This is a genomic window from Kribbella caucasensis, assembly GCF_004361855.1.
Classification (GTDB): domain Bacteria; phylum Actinomycetota; class Actinomycetes; order Propionibacteriales; family Kribbellaceae; genus Kribbella; species Kribbella caucasensis.
Genome location: NZ_SNWQ01000015.1, coordinates 196,385 through 213,307 on the forward strand (window position 1 = coordinate 196,385; position 16,923 = coordinate 213,307).

General features: G+C 68.8%; 19 protein-coding genes. 4 read left to right on the plus strand and 15 right to left on the minus strand.

Annotation, left to right across the window (positions count from 1 at the left end; all coding sequences use genetic code 11):
- Positions 1-110: 110 nt before the first annotated feature.
- The gene (gene leuA, locus EV643_RS28420; RefSeq protein ID WP_202869795.1) at positions 111-1,784 is read right to left on the minus strand and encodes a 2-isopropylmalate synthase; all 1,674 of its coding nucleotides are present in this window, start codon (positions 1,782-1,784) and stop codon (positions 111-113) included.
- A gap of 294 nt (positions 1,785-2,078) precedes the next feature.
- On the opposite strand from leuA, the gene EV643_RS28425 reads away from it, so the two are divergent.
- Positions 2,079-2,504 carry a PPOX class F420-dependent oxidoreductase gene (locus EV643_RS28425; protein ID WP_133803227.1) on the plus strand — a complete coding sequence of 142 codons (426 nt, stop codon included), beginning with the start codon at positions 2,079-2,081 and terminating at the stop codon, positions 2,502-2,504.
- Here EV643_RS28425 and EV643_RS28430 read toward each other — a convergent pair.
- Positions 2,501-3,121 carry a TetR/AcrR family transcriptional regulator gene (locus EV643_RS28430; RefSeq protein WP_202869788.1) on the minus strand — a complete coding sequence of 207 codons (621 nt, stop codon included), beginning with the start codon at positions 3,119-3,121 and terminating at the stop codon, positions 2,501-2,503. The genes EV643_RS28425 and EV643_RS28430 overlap by 4 nt on opposite strands.
- Positions 3,122-3,188: 67 nt before the next feature.
- Here EV643_RS28430 and EV643_RS28435 point away from each other — a divergent pair, with 67 nt between their 5' ends.
- The gene (locus tag EV643_RS28435; RefSeq protein ID WP_238165854.1) at positions 3,189-4,178 is read left to right on the plus strand and encodes a GNAT family N-acetyltransferase; all 990 of its coding nucleotides are present in this window, start codon (positions 3,189-3,191) and stop codon (positions 4,176-4,178) included.
- A gap of 66 nt (positions 4,179-4,244) precedes the next feature.
- Here the strand turns inward: EV643_RS28435 and EV643_RS28440 are convergent, their stop codons facing one another.
- From EV643_RS28440 to EV643_RS28465, 6 genes are read right to left on the minus strand one after another with little or no spacing between them, the layout of a single operon-like run.
- Positions 4,245-4,916 (minus strand): GNAT family N-acetyltransferase, encoded by a 672-nt coding sequence (locus EV643_RS28440; protein WP_133803229.1) that lies wholly within the window; start codon positions 4,914-4,916, stop codon positions 4,245-4,247.
- 6 nt (positions 4,917-4,922) lie between these two features.
- Complete coding sequence (gene era / locus EV643_RS28445; RefSeq protein ID WP_133803230.1) at positions 4,923-5,855, minus strand: GTPase Era; 933 nt, start codon at positions 5,853-5,855, stop codon at positions 4,923-4,925.
- Positions 5,839-6,174 (minus strand): cytidine deaminase-like protein, encoded by a 336-nt coding sequence (locus tag EV643_RS28450; protein ID WP_133803231.1) that lies wholly within the window; start codon positions 6,172-6,174, stop codon positions 5,839-5,841. Before EV643_RS28450 ends, era begins: the two co-directional genes overlap by 17 nt.
- Before the next feature lie 19 nt (positions 6,175-6,193).
- Positions 6,194-7,507, minus strand: a complete 1,314-nt coding sequence (locus EV643_RS28455) for a hemolysin family protein (RefSeq protein WP_133803232.1) — start codon at positions 7,505-7,507, stop codon at positions 6,194-6,196.
- A 7-nt stretch (positions 7,508-7,514) separates the two neighbouring features.
- Positions 7,515-7,988: an rRNA maturation RNase YbeY gene (ybeY, locus tag EV643_RS28460; RefSeq protein WP_133803233.1), complete on the minus strand. Its 474-nt coding sequence runs from the start codon at positions 7,986-7,988 to the stop codon at positions 7,515-7,517.
- Complete coding sequence (locus EV643_RS28465; protein WP_166665616.1) at positions 7,985-8,914, minus strand: PhoH family protein; 930 nt, start codon at positions 8,912-8,914, stop codon at positions 7,985-7,987. Before EV643_RS28465 ends, ybeY begins: the two co-directional genes overlap by 4 nt.
- A gap of 357 nt (positions 8,915-9,271) precedes the next feature.
- Here EV643_RS28465 and EV643_RS28470 point away from each other — a divergent pair, with 357 nt between their 5' ends.
- Complete coding sequence (locus EV643_RS28470; RefSeq protein ID WP_238165855.1) at positions 9,272-9,781, plus strand: SigE family RNA polymerase sigma factor; 510 nt, start codon at positions 9,272-9,274, stop codon at positions 9,779-9,781.
- Complete coding sequence (locus EV643_RS28475) at positions 9,778-10,884, plus strand: Gmad2 immunoglobulin-like domain-containing protein (RefSeq protein ID WP_133803235.1); 1,107 nt, start codon at positions 9,778-9,780, stop codon at positions 10,882-10,884. The genes EV643_RS28470 and EV643_RS28475 overlap by 4 nt, the downstream gene beginning before the upstream one ends.
- Here EV643_RS28475 and EV643_RS28480 read toward each other — a convergent pair.
- From EV643_RS28480 to hrcA, 7 genes are all read right to left on the minus strand, one after another.
- The gene (locus EV643_RS28480) at positions 10,877-12,202 is read right to left on the minus strand and encodes a sensor histidine kinase (protein ID WP_238165856.1); all 1,326 of its coding nucleotides are present in this window, start codon (positions 12,200-12,202) and stop codon (positions 10,877-10,879) included. The two genes, EV643_RS28475 and EV643_RS28480, sit on opposite strands and share 8 nt — an antisense overlap.
- 161 nt (positions 12,203-12,363) lie before the next feature.
- Positions 12,364-13,074 (minus strand): response regulator transcription factor, encoded by a 711-nt coding sequence (locus tag EV643_RS28485; RefSeq protein ID WP_133803237.1) that lies wholly within the window; start codon positions 13,072-13,074, stop codon positions 12,364-12,366.
- A 52-nt stretch (positions 13,075-13,126) separates the two neighbouring features.
- Positions 13,127-13,345, minus strand: coding sequence for a hypothetical protein (locus tag EV643_RS28490; protein WP_133803238.1), 219 nt, complete (start codon positions 13,343-13,345; stop codon positions 13,127-13,129).
- Positions 13,345-13,770 carry a hypothetical protein gene (locus EV643_RS28495; protein WP_133803239.1) on the minus strand — a complete coding sequence of 142 codons (426 nt, stop codon included), beginning with the start codon at positions 13,768-13,770 and terminating at the stop codon, positions 13,345-13,347. The genes EV643_RS28490 and EV643_RS28495 overlap by 1 nt, the downstream gene beginning before the upstream one ends.
- Positions 13,771-13,896: 126 nt before the next feature.
- Entirely contained in the window at positions 13,897-14,613 is a 717-nt protein-coding gene (locus EV643_RS28500; protein WP_133803240.1) for a 16S rRNA (uracil(1498)-N(3))-methyltransferase, read from the minus strand.
- Between the two features lie 10 nt (positions 14,614-14,623).
- Entirely contained in the window at positions 14,624-15,766 is a 1,143-nt protein-coding gene (dnaJ, locus tag EV643_RS28505; protein ID WP_133803241.1) for a molecular chaperone DnaJ, read from the minus strand.
- Between the two features lie 31 nt (positions 15,767-15,797).
- Positions 15,798-16,817 carry a heat-inducible transcriptional repressor HrcA gene (gene hrcA, locus EV643_RS28510; protein WP_133803291.1) on the minus strand — a complete coding sequence of 340 codons (1,020 nt, stop codon included), beginning with the start codon at positions 16,815-16,817 and terminating at the stop codon, positions 15,798-15,800.
- Positions 16,818-16,923: the final 106 nt, after the last annotated feature.

Sequence of the window (16,923 nt, forward strand, 5' to 3'; positions counted from 1 at the left end):
CCCGGCCACCTCCCGGGCGCTACATGGCGGACAACTCAGCAGCATCGGGAGAACCAGGCGAAGGGGTCGCCCACCACTCGAGTACGAGCGGCAGACGACCCTTCGACGGCTTACCGGGTCGCGCGGTTGATCGCGGAGACCACGGCCTTCAGTGACGCGGTGAGAATGTTGGCGTCTTGGCCTACACCCCAGTAGACCTCGTCGCCGACCTCGCACTCGACGTACGCCGCGGCGAGGGCGTCACCGCCCGCGGACAGAGCGTGCTCGTGGTAGTCCAGCACGCGTACGTCGTACTTGAGCGGCCGGATCGCGTCCACGAAGGCCGAGACCGGTCCGTTGCCCTCACCGACCAGTTCGTGCGGTACGCCGTTGGAGTAGACCTGCACCCGGAGCTGGTCGCCCTGGCCCTCGCCGGACGACGAGTTGACCGTGAGCAGCGACAGCGCGCCCGGGGCCAGGTACTCGGCCGCGAAGATGTCCCACATCTGCTGCGGGCCGACCTCGCCACCCTCGGAGTCGGTGTGCTGCTGGATCACCCGGCTGAACTCGATCTGCAGCCGGCGCGGCAGGTCGAGCCGGTGCTCCGACTTCATGATGTACGCGACGCCGCCCTTGCCGGACTGCGAGTTGACCCGGATCACGGCCTCGTACGACCGGCCGACGTCCTTCGGGTCGATCGGCAGGTACGGCGCCTCCCAGGCGATCTCGCCGACCGGCCGGCCCTCGGCCGCGGCCTGCTTGTCGAGCGCCTCCAGCCCCTTCTTGATCGCGTCCTGGTGGGACCCGGAGAAGGCGGTGTAGACCAGGTCACCGGCGTACGGCTGGCGCTCGGGGACGCGCATCTGGGTGCAGTACTCGACGGTGCGGCGGATCTCGTCGATGTCGGCGAAGTCGATCTGCGGGTCGATGCCCTGGCTGAACAGGTTCATCCCCAGCGTCACCAGGTCGACGTTGCCGGTCCGCTCGCCGTGGCCGAACAGGCAGCCCTCGACCCGGTCCGCACCGGCCATCAGGGCCAGCTCGGTCGCGGCCACCGCCGTACCGCGGTCGTTGTGCGGGTGCAGGCTGATGGTGCTGTGCTCACGCCGGGTGAGGTTGCGGCTGAACCACTCGATCTGGTCGGCGTACACGTTCGGGGTGGACATCTCGACCGTGGCCGGCAGGTTCAGGATGATCTCCCGGCCCTCGGCCGGCTGCCAGACGTCACTGACGGCCTCGCAGACCTCCAGAGCGAACTCCAGCTCGGTGCCGGTGAAGATCTCCGGGCTGTACTGGTAGCCGAACTCGCAGTCGCCCAGCATCTCGTCGGCGTACTTCATCACGGTCTCGGTGCCGCGGACCGCGATGTTGCGGCACTCGGCCTTGTCGACGTTGAAGACGACCCGGCGGAACAGCGGCGCGGTCGCGTTGTAGAGGTGGATCGTCGCCTTCGGGGACCCCTGCAGCGACTGCACGGTCCGCTCGATCAGCTCCTCCCGGGCCTGGGTCAGAACTGAGATGGTGACATCATCCGGAATCACGTCGCCTTCGATCAGGCTGCGGACGAAGTCGAAGTCGTACTGGCTGGCGCTCGGGAAACCGACCTCGATCTCCTTGTAGCCCATCCGCACCAGCAGGTCGAACATCCGCCGCTTGCGGGCCGGCGACATCGGCTCCACCAGCGCCTGGTTGCCGTCCCGGAGGTCGGTGGACAGCCAGCGCGGGGTCTTCTCGACGGACTTGGCCGGCCAGGTCCGGTCCGGCAGGTCGATCGGCGGGAACGCCCGGTACCGGTGGATCGGCATGGCGGACGGCTGCTGGACGGGTTTGGGCTGGTTCTTGGGGGCCACTTCGGGTTCTCCTCGGCGAATGAGTACAGCGGGGTCGTAGACGACCGGCGTACGACAAACCTCCGCGGCGAGGGAACCGGCCTGGGTCAGGCCTCGCCGCGGCAGCGAAGGAGGAGAAGCTGGTGCCGCATGATGCCAGCGAGTTTATGCACAACCCCGGGCCCGCGTCGAACCCGGGGTCTCGATCGGCGAGACACGGAGCGTGACGGGGTTGCTCTCAAGTGCGCTTGAGCTCCTAGGCTCGGTGACATGACAACCTCCTCGATCGCGGACCGGATCGGCGGCCACGGACTCGGCGTACTGGTCACCCTCAAACGCGACGGCCGGCCGCAGCTGTCGAACGTCACGTACGTGTACGACGCCGACCGCAACCGGATCCGGGTCTCGCTCACCGAGGACCGGGCGAAGACGAAGAACCTGCGCCGCGATCCCCGCGCCAGCCTCTACGTCAGCGGTCCGAAGGGTCGCTCGTACCTCGTCCTTGAAGGCAAGGCGGAGCTCAGTCCGGTCGCCGCCGACCCGAACGACGAGGTGGTCGAGGACCTGGTCGACTACTACCGCACCGCGAGCGGCGAGCACCCCGACTGGGAGGAATACCGCCGCGTCATGGTCGAGGACAAGCGCCTGGTCTTCTCGATGACGATCGACCACGCGTACGGCATGCCGACCCCTTAGTTGCCGTAGGCACCCAGAAACACTCGTACTGCGCCCGTGGTGACCTCCGCCAACTCATTCGCGGGTATCGGCCTCGTACCCAGCCGGGACCGGGCCTCGAGCGGCGCCGTGAGCAAGGCCGCGAAGTGTTCGGCGGCGGTCGCCGGATCCGTGATCCGCAGCCGCCCCGCCAGCGCGAGCCGGGCGAGCCGATCCGCGAGCACGTCCTGCACCTTGTCCGACGTCCCGTCCTGCACGATCTCGAGCAGCTGCGGCATCCGGAGCACCTCCGCTTGCAGGAGCCGCCGCAACGCCCACGACCGCTCCTCGCAGTAACACTCCGCCAACCTGCGCCCGACCTTCTCCAGTACTGCGCTGAGGTCGTCGCCGTCTTCCCGGAGGAGCTCCACCGCGGCGAGATTCTTCGCCAGCGCGTCGTCCGCGAGCCCCTGGACGGCGGCGAGGAACAACTTCTCCTTGTCGCCGAAGTGGTTGTAGATCGTGTGCTTCGCGACCCCCGCCTCGGTCGCGACCGTGTCGACGCTCGCCGCCCGGTACCCCTCCCGCGCGAACACCACGAACGCCGCCGCCAGGATCGCCTCCCGCTTGTCGATCCGGCCCCGCCTCGGCTCACTCACAGTCGGCAAGATACCTCCCGGCCGAAAATGACTCGCGGTCACCGGGTGTTGGGTGGACTCTGGGCAGGTGGACATCACCAGACTCTTCCCCGACGACGAAGCCGGGTGCGCGGAGGCCGTGGCGCTGTATGCCGCCACGCAAAAGATCGACTGCCCCGAGGCGCTGCTGCCGACCGCACGCAGCTTCGCGGCCGACCTGAAGTACGGCTGGGACGGCGACCCCGGCCAGACGTATCTGGCCCGCGACGAGGACGGCACCCTGATCGGACTGCTGAGCGTGCAGATCCCGACGTACGACAACACGAACCTGATGTGGTTCGAGGTCGAGGTGCATCCGGACCATCGGAGCCGCGGGATCGGCACCGACCTGCTGACGTACGGCGAACGACTTGCCGCCGAACTCGGCCGGACCTCGCTCGGGCTGAGCCAGTGGGACCTGCCGAAGGCGGCCGCCTTCGCCGGGCGGGCGGGGTTCGAGTCGAAGGCGGTGGAGGTGAACCGCCGGCAGGACATCGGCACCCTCGACTGGTCGATCGTGGAGAACCTGTACGCCGACGCGGAGCGCGCCGCCTCGGCGTACGAGCTGATCCGGATCACCGGCAAGCTCCCCGACGAGCTGCTCGACGGCATGGTCGCCGTGACCGCGTCGATCAACGACGCCCCGAAGGACGACCTCGACATCGAGGACGACGAGTTCAGCCCGGAACGGCTGCGCGCCTACGAGGACGCCCAGCTCGCCCACGACCGGACCCTGTACCGCGTGATCGCCCGTTCCCGCTCAACCGGCGAACTGGCCGGCCACTCCACCATCGTGGTCGAGCAGGAACGACCGCACGTCGCCGAGCAACACGACACCGCAGTCGACCAGGCGCACCGAGGACACCGTCTCGGTGCCCTGGTCAAGACCGGAATGCTCCTGTGGCTGCGCGAGTCCGAGCCGACCGTGACGCAGATCGACACGTGGAACGCCGAATCCAACAACCACATGATCGCCATCAACGAACAACTCAACTACCACGTGGTGGCGACAGCGATCGCGTACCAGAAAACGCTCTAGCCGGCACGCGAGTGCAGCGGCTTTTGTCGGGCGAAGGCGCAAGTGAACCACCCCGGCCGGGTCTCGTTAGCGGGGTTGGAGGACGGTTACCTTCATGCGGTTGGTCACCGTGAAACCAAGGGATTCGTAGAGGCGGATGGCTGTGGTGTTGGTGCCGCCGGTGTGGAGGAAAGGTTGGGCGCCGGTGTGTTCGATGCCGGCTGCTACGGCGCGGAGTAGGCGGGTTGCCAGGCCTTGGCCGCGATGGTCGGGATGTGTGCAGACGGCGCTGATCTCGACGTAGCCGGTGGGGTGCATCCGTTCGCCGGCCATCGCGATCAGTTCGCCGTCGCGGCGCAGGCCGAGGTAGGTGCCCAAGGCAATGGTTCGGGCCCGGAACGGACCCGGGTCGGTGAGCGCCACCAGAGCAAGCATGTCGGGTACGTCGTCCGCACCGAGCACGTTCACCTCGGGATCCACAACACCGAAGGACGGTGGGGCGGCGTACTGGAGCAGGTCGAAATCAGCTTCGACCTTGAAAACGTCCGGCACCGGGAGCTCGGGACGCATCAGCGCGACCGTGTGGCCGGCACCCACCAGCTCCGCCGCGTCAGCCCAGTCCTGCGGAGTCGGGGCGTCGGGCAGCCCGAGAAAGGGAGCCACGTCGACCGGGTACTTGCGGACCCGGCCGCGCGCTTCGGCGAGATCGGCGTGCGGGCCCGTCAGGGCGTGGTACGCCGGGTTGAGCAACCGATCCATCAGAGATCAGAAGCCGAGTTTGCGGAGGTGCTTGGCGTCGGTCTGCCAGTTCTTGGCGATCTTGACGTGCAGGTCGAGGTAGACCGGAGTACCGAGCAGGGCCTCGATCTGGCGGCGGGCGTTCGCGCCGACCTCGCGGAGACGGGCGCCCTTGTGGCCGATCACGATGCCCTTCTGGCTGTCGCGTTCGAGGTAGATGTTGGCGTAGATGTCGAGCAGCGGCTTGTCCTCCGGCCGGCCCTCGCGCAGGCCCATCTCGTCGATGGTGACCGCGATCGAGTGCGGCAGCTCGTCCCGGACGCCCTCCAGCGCGGCCTCCCGGATCAGCTCGCCGACCAGGATCTCCTCCGGCTCGTCGGTCACATCGCCGTCGGGATAGAGCGGTACGCCGGACGGCAGCAGCTTCACGAGTTCGTCGGCGACGATGTCGACCTGGAAGCCGTCGACGGCCGAGACCGGGACCACCGAGGCCCACTCGATCCCGACCGACTCGCCCAGCGCGGCGATCTCGGCCAGGTGTTCGACCATCCGGTCCGGCGTGACCAGGTCGGACTTGGTCGCCACCGCCACCTTCGGGGTCTTGGCGACCTTCGCGGCCTCACCGACCAGGAACCGGTCGCCCGGGCCGATCTTGTCGCTGGCCGGCAGGCAGACGGCGATCACGTCGACCTCGGCCCAGGTGGTCTTCACCACGTCGTTGAGCCGCTCACCGAGCAGCGTTCGCGGCTTGTGCAGCCCCGGCGTGTCGACCAGAATCAGCTGCGCGTCCGGCCGGTGCACGATGCCGCGGACGGCGTGCCGGGTGGTCTGCGGCTTCGACGAGGTGATCACGATCTTCTGGCCGACCAGGGCGTTGGTCAGCGTCGACTTGCCCGCGTTCGGCCGGCCGACGAAACAGGCGAAGCCGGACCGGAACTCGACCTCAGGTGTGGACGACATCTTGAACCTCTCCGTTGCCATCAGCAACGACAACCGGGAGCGCGGCGCCGCCGAAGTACCGAACCACATCCACGTCGGCCGTGCCGGTGTCGGTGACCACGGCCGCGGCCTCGATCCCCTTCACCCCCGACGACACCGCCATCGCGACGGCCAGCTGCAGCGCCGACAGCTTCACGGTGTCGAGCTGCACGGTGCAGGCAGCATACGTCCGTCCGTCGGAGTCGCGTACTGCGGCGCCTTCGGCGGCACGGGTGCGGGCCCGGGCGGCCCGGGCCAGGGTGACCAGTTTGGCGTCCTCGGCCGAGAGGTCAGCGGGCAACAGAAGAACTCCAATGATTTCAGGCAGTCTGGTGACTGCTGTCCTGCGGTTCGGCGGCGACCTGATCGGTACGCCGGACCAGAACCGTACCGACTTGGTTGCGCCGGCCCGAAGGGCGCTCCGCGACCAGGGTCAGTCCGAGCTCCTCGATCTCCACCTGGGCGCCCGGGATCGGCACCTTGCCGAGCAGTTTGGCCATCAGCCCGCCTACGGTGTCGACGTCGTCGTCGTCCAGCGGTACGCCGAACAGCTCGCCGAGCTCGTCGATCGGGAACCGGCTGGAGACCCGGTAGGCCCCGTCGGCCAGCTCCTGCACCTCTTCCGGCGCCTCGTCGTACTCGTCGGTGATCTCGCCGACGATCTCCTCCAGGATGTCCTCGATGGTGACCAGGCCGGCGGTACCGCCGTACTCGTCGACCACTATCGCGACGTGCATGTGAGCGGCCTGCATCTCGCGCAGCAGCTCGTCGATCGGCTTGGAGTCCGGGACGTACATGCACGGCCGCATCACCGACTCGACCCGCTCGGTCGACTCGGCCTGGGCGTTGTCGTAGACGCGGCGCATCACGTCCTTGAGGTAGACCACGCCGAGGATGTCGTCCAGCGAGTCGCCGATCACCGGGATCCGCGAGTAGCCGGAACGGAGCGCGAGCGACGTGAGCTGCCGCAGCTTCTTGTGCCGCTCGATGTAGACCATGTCGGTGCGCGGCACCATCACCTCGCGGACGATGGTGTCGCCGAGCTCGAACACGGAATGGATCATCCGCCGCTCGCCGGACTCGATCACGGCCGACTTCTCGGCCAGGTCGACCAGGGCGCGCAGCTCCGACTCGGTGGCGAACGGGCCCTCGGCGTACCCCTTGCCCGGCGTGAGGGCGTTGCCGATCAGGATCAGCACCTTCGGGATCGGCCCGAGCACACTGGTCAGCGCCATCACCGGGCCGGCCGAGATCATCGCGAACCGGTCCGAGTGCTGCCGGCCGAGGGTGCGCGGCGCGACCCCGATGATCACGTAGGAGACGACCACCATCGCGACCGCGGTGATCAGGATGTGCTCCCAGGTGACGCTGAAGATGTTCGACAGGGCCTGGGTGACCAGCACGATCGCGGTGATCTCGCAGATCAGCCGGACCAGCAGCAGGGTGTTCAGGTACCGCGGGGTGTCGGCAAGCAGCTCGGCCAGCCGGACCGCGCGGTTGTTGCCGTGCTCGACCTGCTCGTCGGCACGGACCTTCGAGTACGACGACAGCGCCGCCTCGGCACCCGCGAACACTCCGGCGAGCAGCACGAGCACGGCGGCCACAACCAGCAGGGCGAGGTCGTGGGAACTCACCGGAACGTCACTCCTGTCCGAGCCTGTTCGCCGGCGCTCGCCAGGCCTCCAGCAGCCGGCCCTGGACTTCCCACATCTCCGCCTTCTCGGCCGGTTCGGCATGGTCGTAACCGAGCAGGTGCAGGATGCCGTGCACGGTCAGCAACTCCAGCTCGGCCCAGGTTCCGTGACCCGCCTTCGCGCCCTGGGCGGCCGCGACCGTCGGGCACAGGGCGATGTCACCGAGATGCCCGAGCGGCGGCTCGCTGTCGTCCTCGGCTCCCGGCCGCAGCTCGTCCATCGGCCAGGACATCACGTCGGTCGGACCTGGCAGGTCCAGGAACTCGACGTGATAGCGGGCCATCGTGTCCTCGTCGACCAGCTTGATCGACAGCTCGCACTCCGGGTGCAGCCGCAGCGACGACATCACGAACCGGCTCAACCGCATCAGTCCGTGGGCGTCGATCTCCACCCCGGACTCGTTGTTGACCTCGACGTTCATCTGGTTGGACCGGACCCGTCACCTTCATAGTTCTCGTACGCCGACACGATCCGGCCGACCAGTTTGTGCCGGACCACGTCATGCGAGGTGAGCCGGCAGAAGGTCAGGTCCTGCACGCCTTCCAGGATCTCCTGCACCACCCGCAGGCCGGACTTGGTCCCGGTCGGCAGGTCCACCTGGGTGACGTCGCCGGTGACCACCATCTTGGACCCGAACCCGAGCCGGGTGAGGAACATCTTCATCTGCTCCGGCGAGGTGTTCTGGGCCTCGTCCAGGATGATGTAGGCGTCATTAAGGGTTCTCCCGCGCATGTACGCCAGCGGCGCGATCTCGATCGTGCCGGCCGTCATCAGCCGCGGAATCGACTCCGGGTCGATCATGTCGTGCAACGCGTCGTACAGCGGCCGCAGGTACGGGTCGATCTTCTCCGACAGCGTGCCGGGCAGGAAGCCGAGCCGCTCACCGGCCTCGACCGCGGGCCGGGTCAGGATGATCCGGTTGACCTCCTTGGCCTGCAGCGCCTGCACCGCCTTGGCGACGGCCAGGTAGGTCTTGCCGGTACCGGCCGGGCCGATCCCGAACACGACGGTGTTCTTGTCGATGGCGTCGACGTAGCGCTTCTGGTTCAGCGTCTTCGGCCGGATCGTGCGGCCGCGGTTGGACAGGATGTTCTGGGTCAGCACGTCCCGCGGGCTCTCGGCCGTGGCGGCCTTGATCATCGCGATACTGCGCTCGACCGAGTCGGCGGTCAGCCCGTGACCGGTCCGGACGACGGCGATCAGCTCGTCGACCAACCGCTCGGCCAGGGCCAGCTCGGCCGGCTCACCGACGAAGGTGATCTCGTTGCCGCGGACCATGATGTCGGCCGCGAACTCCTTCTCCACGATCCGGAGGAACTCGTCCCGGGCTCCGAGCAACGCAACCATGTCGATGCTGTTGGGCACGACGATCTTGTGGGACGCCTTGTCCGAGGCGTTGTCTGCGCTGCTGTCAGCGCGCGCCGCAACTGTCTGCGACGGCTCGATACTGCGTGGCCTGGACAGCCTTTCCTCCTGGTGAACCGGTGATGGTGACTCGAACCATGCTAGCCGTCTCCTCGGACAGCCTCACCCGATAAAACCCCCACTCACCCCAGGCCAAGCCCCTGACCTGGGCTTTTGCCCCGCACTCCGGCCGCCCGCGCACCCGTGTCCGGCGAATTTCGGGGTGTTGGTTGTCAACCTGGAACCCGACCTGAGCGTCTCCGTCACGTGGCACAACCTGCCGTGGTGTACGAAGAGTGCGTGGCTCAGGAGTCCTCGTGGGATGCCGACGAGGCGCTGACGGCTGTCTACACGGCGCATTACACGTCGTTGGTCCGCCTCGGCGCCTTACTTTTGCGCGACACCGGTTCGGCGGAGGAGATCGTGCAGGACGCCTTCGTGGCGATGCACTCCCGCTGGCACCGGTTGCGCGATCCGCACAAGGCGCTGTCCTATCTCCGCACTGCTGTGGTGAACCGCTGCCGGTCCAGGCAGCGGCACCTGGTCGTAGTGGACAAGCACACACCCCGATCGCTGCCGGACGAGCCCAGCGCCGAACAGGCCGTGCTGCGGACCGCCGAGACCGACCGGGTGATCGACGCGATGCGCACCCTGCCGGAGAAACAACGCACCGTGATGGTGCTGCGGTACTACGCTGACCTGTCCGAGGCGGAGATCGCCGACACGATGGGAATCAGCCGGGGATCCGTGAAGAGCCACGCCGCGCGGGCGAGCAAGTCGCTGCGCCAGGTCCTGGAGCAGAGCCGATGACCAACCCGGATGACCAGTTCGACGAGCTGATGCGGCGGTCCCTGCACGACGAGGCCGAGCAGGTCCAGCCGGCCGACGGCCTGCACCAGATCCAGGCCCGCGTACGGGACCAGCACAAGCCGGCCGTACGGCGGCCCTGGCTGCTGACCGCCGGCGCCGCCGTGGTCGGAACCGCCGCCGCGATCGGCGCCTTCACCATGCTGGGCAACGACGGCCCGGCGACAAAGGACGCAGAGGTCGCGGGGCCAGCTGACTCCACCAAGACCGTCACCGGTCCAGTCCCCGCGTCGCAGCTGCCCACCGCGGCGCCGGCTACCCCCGAGCCCACTCTCGCGCCGACCGAAGCGCCCAAAGTGGCACCCACCCCACGCGGCAAGGTGGAGCAGGTCACGTCGAAGGCCGTCCCGGTCTACTGGCTGGGCAAGACGGCCGGCGTCGACACCGGTGCCGGGGTGCGGCTGTATCGGACGTGGGCCCAGATCAAGGGCCGCCCGGCGTACGAGGCACTGCGGTTGATGACGTCCGGCAAGTCGGTCGACCCCGACTACTCGTCGCCTTGGCAGGGCTCGGCGGTCAGCTCGGTGACCCGGGCCGACGGCTTGATCACCGTCGACTTCAAGGTGCTGCCGCGCCAGCAGTTGGCACCGGCAGTCGCCAACATGGCCGCCCAGCAGCTCGTCTACACCGTGCAGGGCGCGATGGACGTGACCGGACCAGTCCAGGTCACTGTCCAGGGCGAACCGGTCACCCGGCTCTTCGGCGTCGACACCGCGCAACCCCTCAGCCGCGCCCAGGCCCTCGACGTCCAGGCCTTCATCTGGGTTACCTACCCGGAGAACGGCACGATCGTGCGCGCGCCGCTCAAGGTGTCCGGGATCGCGGCCGCACACGAGGCCTCCCTCAACTACCGGATCACCGCGAACAAGACCGGCCAGCTGATCGCCGAAGGTTCGACCCAGACGACCGAGGCGTACAAGCTCACGCCGTACTCGTTCACCGTCACGAAGCTGCCGGCCGGGGAGTACACGCTGGAGATCTTCGAGATCTCGATGGAGGACGGACGACAGACCTCCACCGACACGAAGACCTTCTACGTCAGGTAGCCGGCAGCACGATGGTGAAGGCGGCGCCGCCTTCCGGGGCCGGGCCGGCGGTCAGGGTGCCACCGAGGCGGCTGACCAGTCCGTGGCAGAGGGCCAGGCCGATACCGGATCCGACCGGCCGCCGACCGCGGTACTTCTGGTTCAGTACGCCGCGCTCGAAAGCGACCTGGTAGTCCTCGGGGGCGAGCCCGGGTCCGCCGTCGCGCACTTGCAACATCGCCAGATCGGGTCCGGGGCGGCCGAGGGTGAGGGTGAGCCGCGATCCGGCCGGGGTCACCCGGAGTGCGTTCTCGGCCAGTCCGTCGAGCACCTGGCGGATCCGGCGCGCGTCGGTGGTCGCCCAGATCGGTCCGGCCGGCTCCTCCAACTGGAATCGCACGCCCTGCCGTTCGCAGCGCACCCGCCAGACCTCGGCGCACGAGCGAACGGTCTCGCCGAGATCGACCCGGGCCAGGTCGAGCCGGAACTCGTCCGCGCCGAGCCGGGCGAGATCGAGCAGGTCGCTGACCAGGCGTTCCAGCCGGATCGACTCGCGCTGGATGACCTGGCCGGCATGCTGCGCCTCGGTCCCGATGACCACTCCGTCGGCAAGCGATTCCGCGAACCCGTGCACGGCCGTCAGCGGGGTCCGGAGTTCGTGCGAAACCGACAACAGGAAGTCCCGTTGCCTTGCCTCGCTGGCCTGCAACGCGGTGGCCAGCTCGTTCACCGCCTCGGCGACCTCGGCCACTTCCGCCGGGCCTTCCACTGGTACCCGGAGATCCCGTCGGCCTTGCCGCATCGCGGTCGCGACGTCCGCAGTACGGCGAAGTGGGCGGGACAGGAGTCGGCCCAGTACGGCACCGGCCAGGGCGGCGACCAATAGGCCGGTGCCCACGGCGAAGAGGATGTTGCGAACCAGAAGGCGCTGGGTCTCGGCGGCCATCCGCACGGGCGCGACCAGAGCGAAGCCTGAGTTACGCCCGACGCCTCGAGCCTCGACGAGGTAGTCCTGGCCGTTGACCGTCGTCTTGGTCGAGATGGTTTGGCCTGTGGTGATTGTGGTCATGCCGGCGGTGGTCGCAGCCTGAGCGGCCCGCTGGTCGACGGGCTGGATTCCGCGCCGGGGCACGTGAATCACCACGACGATGTCCTGCCCACGGACGACCTCGGCGGCGCGCCCGAGACCGGCCGCCCGGGATCCGAGCCCACGCTCGTCCACCTGACTCGCCAGCACGTCGGCCTGAGCAGCCAGCGAATCCTGCAACACGTTCTGGGCCGATTGTCTGGCCAACCCGGCGGCCACCACACCCGCCACCAGCACAGCAATCCCCGCCACGGCGGTACAAACCAAAACGATCCGGGTGGACAGCGAGGTCCGTGCGGCCGGCGCGGGGTGGGCAGGGGCGGGGTGCGCTGGCGCGGGGTGCGCCGGGGCACGGTGTGCTGGCGCGGGGTGCGCCGGCGAAGGGCGCGGCGGGGGCGCGTCCGGTGGTGTGGTCATGTGTCGAGGTCGGCGGCGTAGCCGACGCCGCGGACGGTGCGGATGGGTCTGTGCGGGGCCAGCTTGGCGCGGAGCTGGGCGACGTGGACGTCGACCGTGCGGGTGCCGCCGGATGCCTGGTATCCCCAGACCGAGCTGAGCAACTCGTCGCGCTCGAACACGCGGCCGGGCCTGCGGAACAACTGAGCCAGCAGGTCGAACTCCGTCGAGGTCAACCGGACCTCGGCGTCACCCGACCACGCGCGGCGGCGACTCAGGTCCACGCGGACCGCGCCGACGCTGAGTACGTCGGTCGTGGGGACGGCGCCGGCCGCGCGGCGTAGTACGGTCCGGACTCGCAGGGCGAGCTCGCGCGGGCTGAAGGGCTTGGTGATGTAGTCGTCGGCACCGAGTTCCAGGCCGACCAGCCGGTCCACCTCGTCGTCCCGGGCGGTGACGAAGAGGATCGGGGTCCAGTCGTCCGCGGCGCGCATCGTGCGGCATACGTCGGCGCCGTCGCGGCCTGGCAACCCGATGTCGAGCACCACCGCGACGGGATGCAGCCGCCGCCAGGCAGCCAGCGCGGCTTCACCGTCGGACTCGATGTGTACGCCGAAGCCGTCGCGGCGCAGGTAGAGCGCGATCAGGTCGGCGATGGCCGCCTCGTCCTCGACCACCAGAACCAAGCCCCGGCCCGGTGCAGTCAGACCAGGTGCCGTCAGCGGCATACGCACTCCTGCAGGTGACGGCCGGCTCCGCTCACGGCCCGCTCCGCTCAGGTCAGCCGTCGCCCGCCAGCTCCGAATCGATCGTGTCCAATGTAGACCTGATCCCATCCAGCTCATCGACCGGCGAGCCGGAGCCGGCCTGCTGCCCCGAACCCGCCTGCCCCGAACCCGCCTGCTCCGGAGCCGGTTGCAGGTTGTCGCCCGCGCAGCCGGTGAGGCCCAGGCCGATCGCGACCACGGCGACGACCAGGACCAGCGCCCGGCGGAACATCACTTCACCACCTGGCAGTGCTTGGTCTTGAACGCCTCGAGCCGCTCCTTCGCCTTCGCGAGGTCTGCGGTACGTCCGGCCCGGCGTTCGGCGCGCTGCTCGAGCTGCTTGGCCGCCTTCTCGTGTCCCTTGGCTCGCTGTTTCGCCGCCCGCGCCTTCAACCAGGCGACGGAACCCCTGACGTCCGCTCCGCCGTTGATCCGCGTGGTCAGCTTGTCCGTCCGGTTGATCAGCTTCGGCAGCATCTCGGTGCAGAGCCGCTGCGCCTCCTCCGGGCTCAACGTGATCGGCGCGTACGTGGGCGTCGGCGTCGGCGTCGGATCGGCTGCCGCGGCGACCGACGTACCGCCGATCAGGCCGGCGACCACCACGACCCCGCTGATCGCGACCCTGCTGCGGATGGACCCAGGACGTGCATGGCGCATCTCGCCACTCCTCGTTCTCGACGGACCGGCGCTGCGCCGGCCAAGAACGACTCTGGACGACCACGGTTAGGGAACTACTGTCCGCAGTGTTCGGAGTTTGTAAGGAATTCGCGGGTCTGTCAGGAATCAGGTCCAGCGGGTCTTGGCGAGCAACACCGACGCGGCGGCGACGCCCGCGGTCGACGTACGGAGGACCGTGTCGCCGAGGAGCACCGGCTCGACGTCGAACGACTCCAGCTCGGCAGACGTCAGGCCGCCTTCCGGCCCCACCACGACGACCACGTCGCCGGTCGCCGGTGGTTCGAGCGAGGTCAGCGGGAGCTTGGCTTCCTCATGCAAGACAGCGACACACGCGGCCGAGCGAACCAGGTCGGCGACCTCGGCGGTCGAAGCGATCGAGGCGACCTCGCAGAACCACGTCCGGCGCGACTGCTTGCTCGCCTCGAAGGCCCACGATTGCCACTTGGCTTCCGTCTTCGCCACCCGCTCGGGATTCGCGCGGAACTGGCTGCGGTCCGCGTTCCACGGCACGATCACGTCGGCGCCGACCTCGGTCAGCATCTCCACCGCGAGCTCGGCCCGCTCCCCCTTCGGCAATGCCTGTACGACGACGAGCCGGGGCGCGGGCCGGGGTACGGAACCACGGTTGTCCACGGCAACAGTCAGCCCGGCCTTCGACGCGGCGACAACGGCTCCCTCGGCGAACGAACCACGCCCATCGGTCAACCGAACCCGCTCGCCCGGCCCGATCCGCCGTACGACGGCCGCATGCCGCCCCTCGGCACCGTCGAGCAGCAGCTCCGAACCGTCGAGGTCAGCCAGGAAGAAGACCGCGACGCCCATGTCCCGCCCTCTAGTGCGCGCCGAAGGCGTCGCGAAGTCGGCCGAAGACACCCTTGTGGGCGGCCTGGACCTGACCCTGCGGGCGCTCCTCACCGCGTGCCTCGGCGAGCTGCCGGAGCAACGCGACCTGGGCCTCGTCGATCTTGGTCGGCGTCTCCACGATCACCTGGACGATCAGGTCGCCGCGACCGGCGTGCCGCAGCCGCGGAACACCCCGCGCGGTCAACGTCATCGCAGTACCGGACTGGGTCCCGGCACGGATCTCCAGCGGCGTCGTCTCACCCTCGAGAGTCGGCAGGTCGATCGTGGTGCCGAGCGCGGCGGCCGTCATCGGCAACGTGACCGTGCAGTGCAGGTCGTCGCCGTGCCGGCTGAAGATCTCATGCGGCTCGACCTCGATCTCGACGTACAGGTCGCCGGGTGGGCCGCCACCGGGGCCGACCTCGCCCTGGCCGGACAGCTGCACCCGGGTACCGGTGTCGACACCGCCGGGGATCTTGACCGTGACGGTCCGGCGGGACCGGACCCGGCCGTCGCCGGAGCACTCGATGCACGGGCTCGGGATGGTCGTGCCGAAGCCGCGGCAGTGCGGGCAGGGTCGCATGGTCCGAACCTCGCCGAGGAACGACCGCTGCGTGTGGGTGACCTCACCGCGGCCGTGGCAGATCTCGCAGGTGACAGGTTTTGACCCGGACTCCGCGCCGGATCCCGAACAGGTCGGGCAAAGCACGGCGGTGTCCACCTTCAGCTCGCGGGTGGTGCCGAAGGCCGCCTCGCCGAGGTCGATCCGGAGCGGGATCAGCGCGTCCTGACCGCGCCTGGTCCGCGGCCGCGGACCGCGGGTGGCAGCGCCGGTCTGGCCGAAGAACGCGTCCATGATGTCGGTGAAGGTGAAGGCCTGGCCGAACCCCGCGCCCGCCCCGGCGCCGGCACCGGCAGCGAACGGGTCGCCGCCGAGATCGTGTACCTGCTTCTTCTGCGGGTCGCTCAGCACCTGGAAGGCGCGGCCGATCTCCTGGAACTTGTGGTGGGCGTCCTCGGAGTCGTTCACGTCCGGATGGTACTGGCGGGCCAGCTTGCGGTAGGCCTTCTTGATCTCGTCCGGGGACGCGTCGCGGCTGACGCCCAGGACGGCGTAGTAATCGGTGCTCATACTCCAGACCAAAGGTTGGTGGCGGTGGTCGTCATGAGTCGGCCAGGATCTGGCTGACATAGCGCGCGACGGCGCGGACCGCGCCCATCGTGCTCGGATAGTCCATGTGCGTCGGTCCGACGATGCCGAGGGTGGCCAGCGCCTCCGACCTGGAGCCGTAGGCCGTCGCGATCACCGAGGTAGTGGCGAGCTCCTCGTACGGGTTCTCGTGCCCGATCCGGACCGTCAGGGTCTGCGGATTGGTCGCCTCGCCGAGCAGCTTCAGCAGGATCACGTGCTCCTCCAGCGCCTCCAGCACGGGTTTCACGTTGCGCTCGAAGTCGTCGCCGTACCGGGTCAGGTTGGCCGCGCCACCGACTGCGATCCGCTGCTCGCCCTCGTCGGTGAAGGCCTCCAGCAGGGTGGTCACGATCGCCGCCACCAGCGGCCGGTCGGTCGGCGCGAAGGTCTCGGTGACGGTGGCCAGCGAGTCGGCCGCCTCGCTCAGCCGCTGACCGGCCAGCGCCGTGTTCAGCCGGGACCGCAGGTCCGACACCAGCCGCTCGTCGACTTCGCCCGGCGACTCGACGATGCGCTGCTCGACCCGGCCAGCACTGGTGATCAGCACCAGCAGCAGCCGCTTCGGCGTCATCGTCACCACCTCGACGTGGCGCACGTGAGAGCGGGTCAGCGTCGGGTACTGCACGATCGCGACCTGCCGGGTGATCTGCGCCAGCAGCCGGACGGTACGCCGGACCACGTCATCCAGGTCCACCGCGCCGGTCAGGAACGATGCGATCGCCTTCTTCTCCGCCGGGGACAGCGTTTTCACCGTGCTCAGCTTGTCCACGAACAACCGGTAGCCGGCGTCGGTCGGGATCCGTCCGGCGCTGGTGTGCGGCTGGGTGATGTACCCCTCCTCCTCCAGCGCGGCCATGTCGTTGCGGACCGTCGCCGGGGAGACCCCGAGGTTGTGCCGATCCACCAGCGTCTTGGAGCCGACCGGCTCGTGAGTGGCCACGTAGTCCTCGACGATGGCCCGGAGCACGTCCAGTTTGCGCTCGTCCAGCACGTGCACCACCCTCTCTCCACGTCGGCCTTGGCACTCCAGCTTTCCGAGTGCCAGTCTACCGAGCCGTAGCGACCACTAACCCATGGCAGCGGCGTGGGACAGGTCT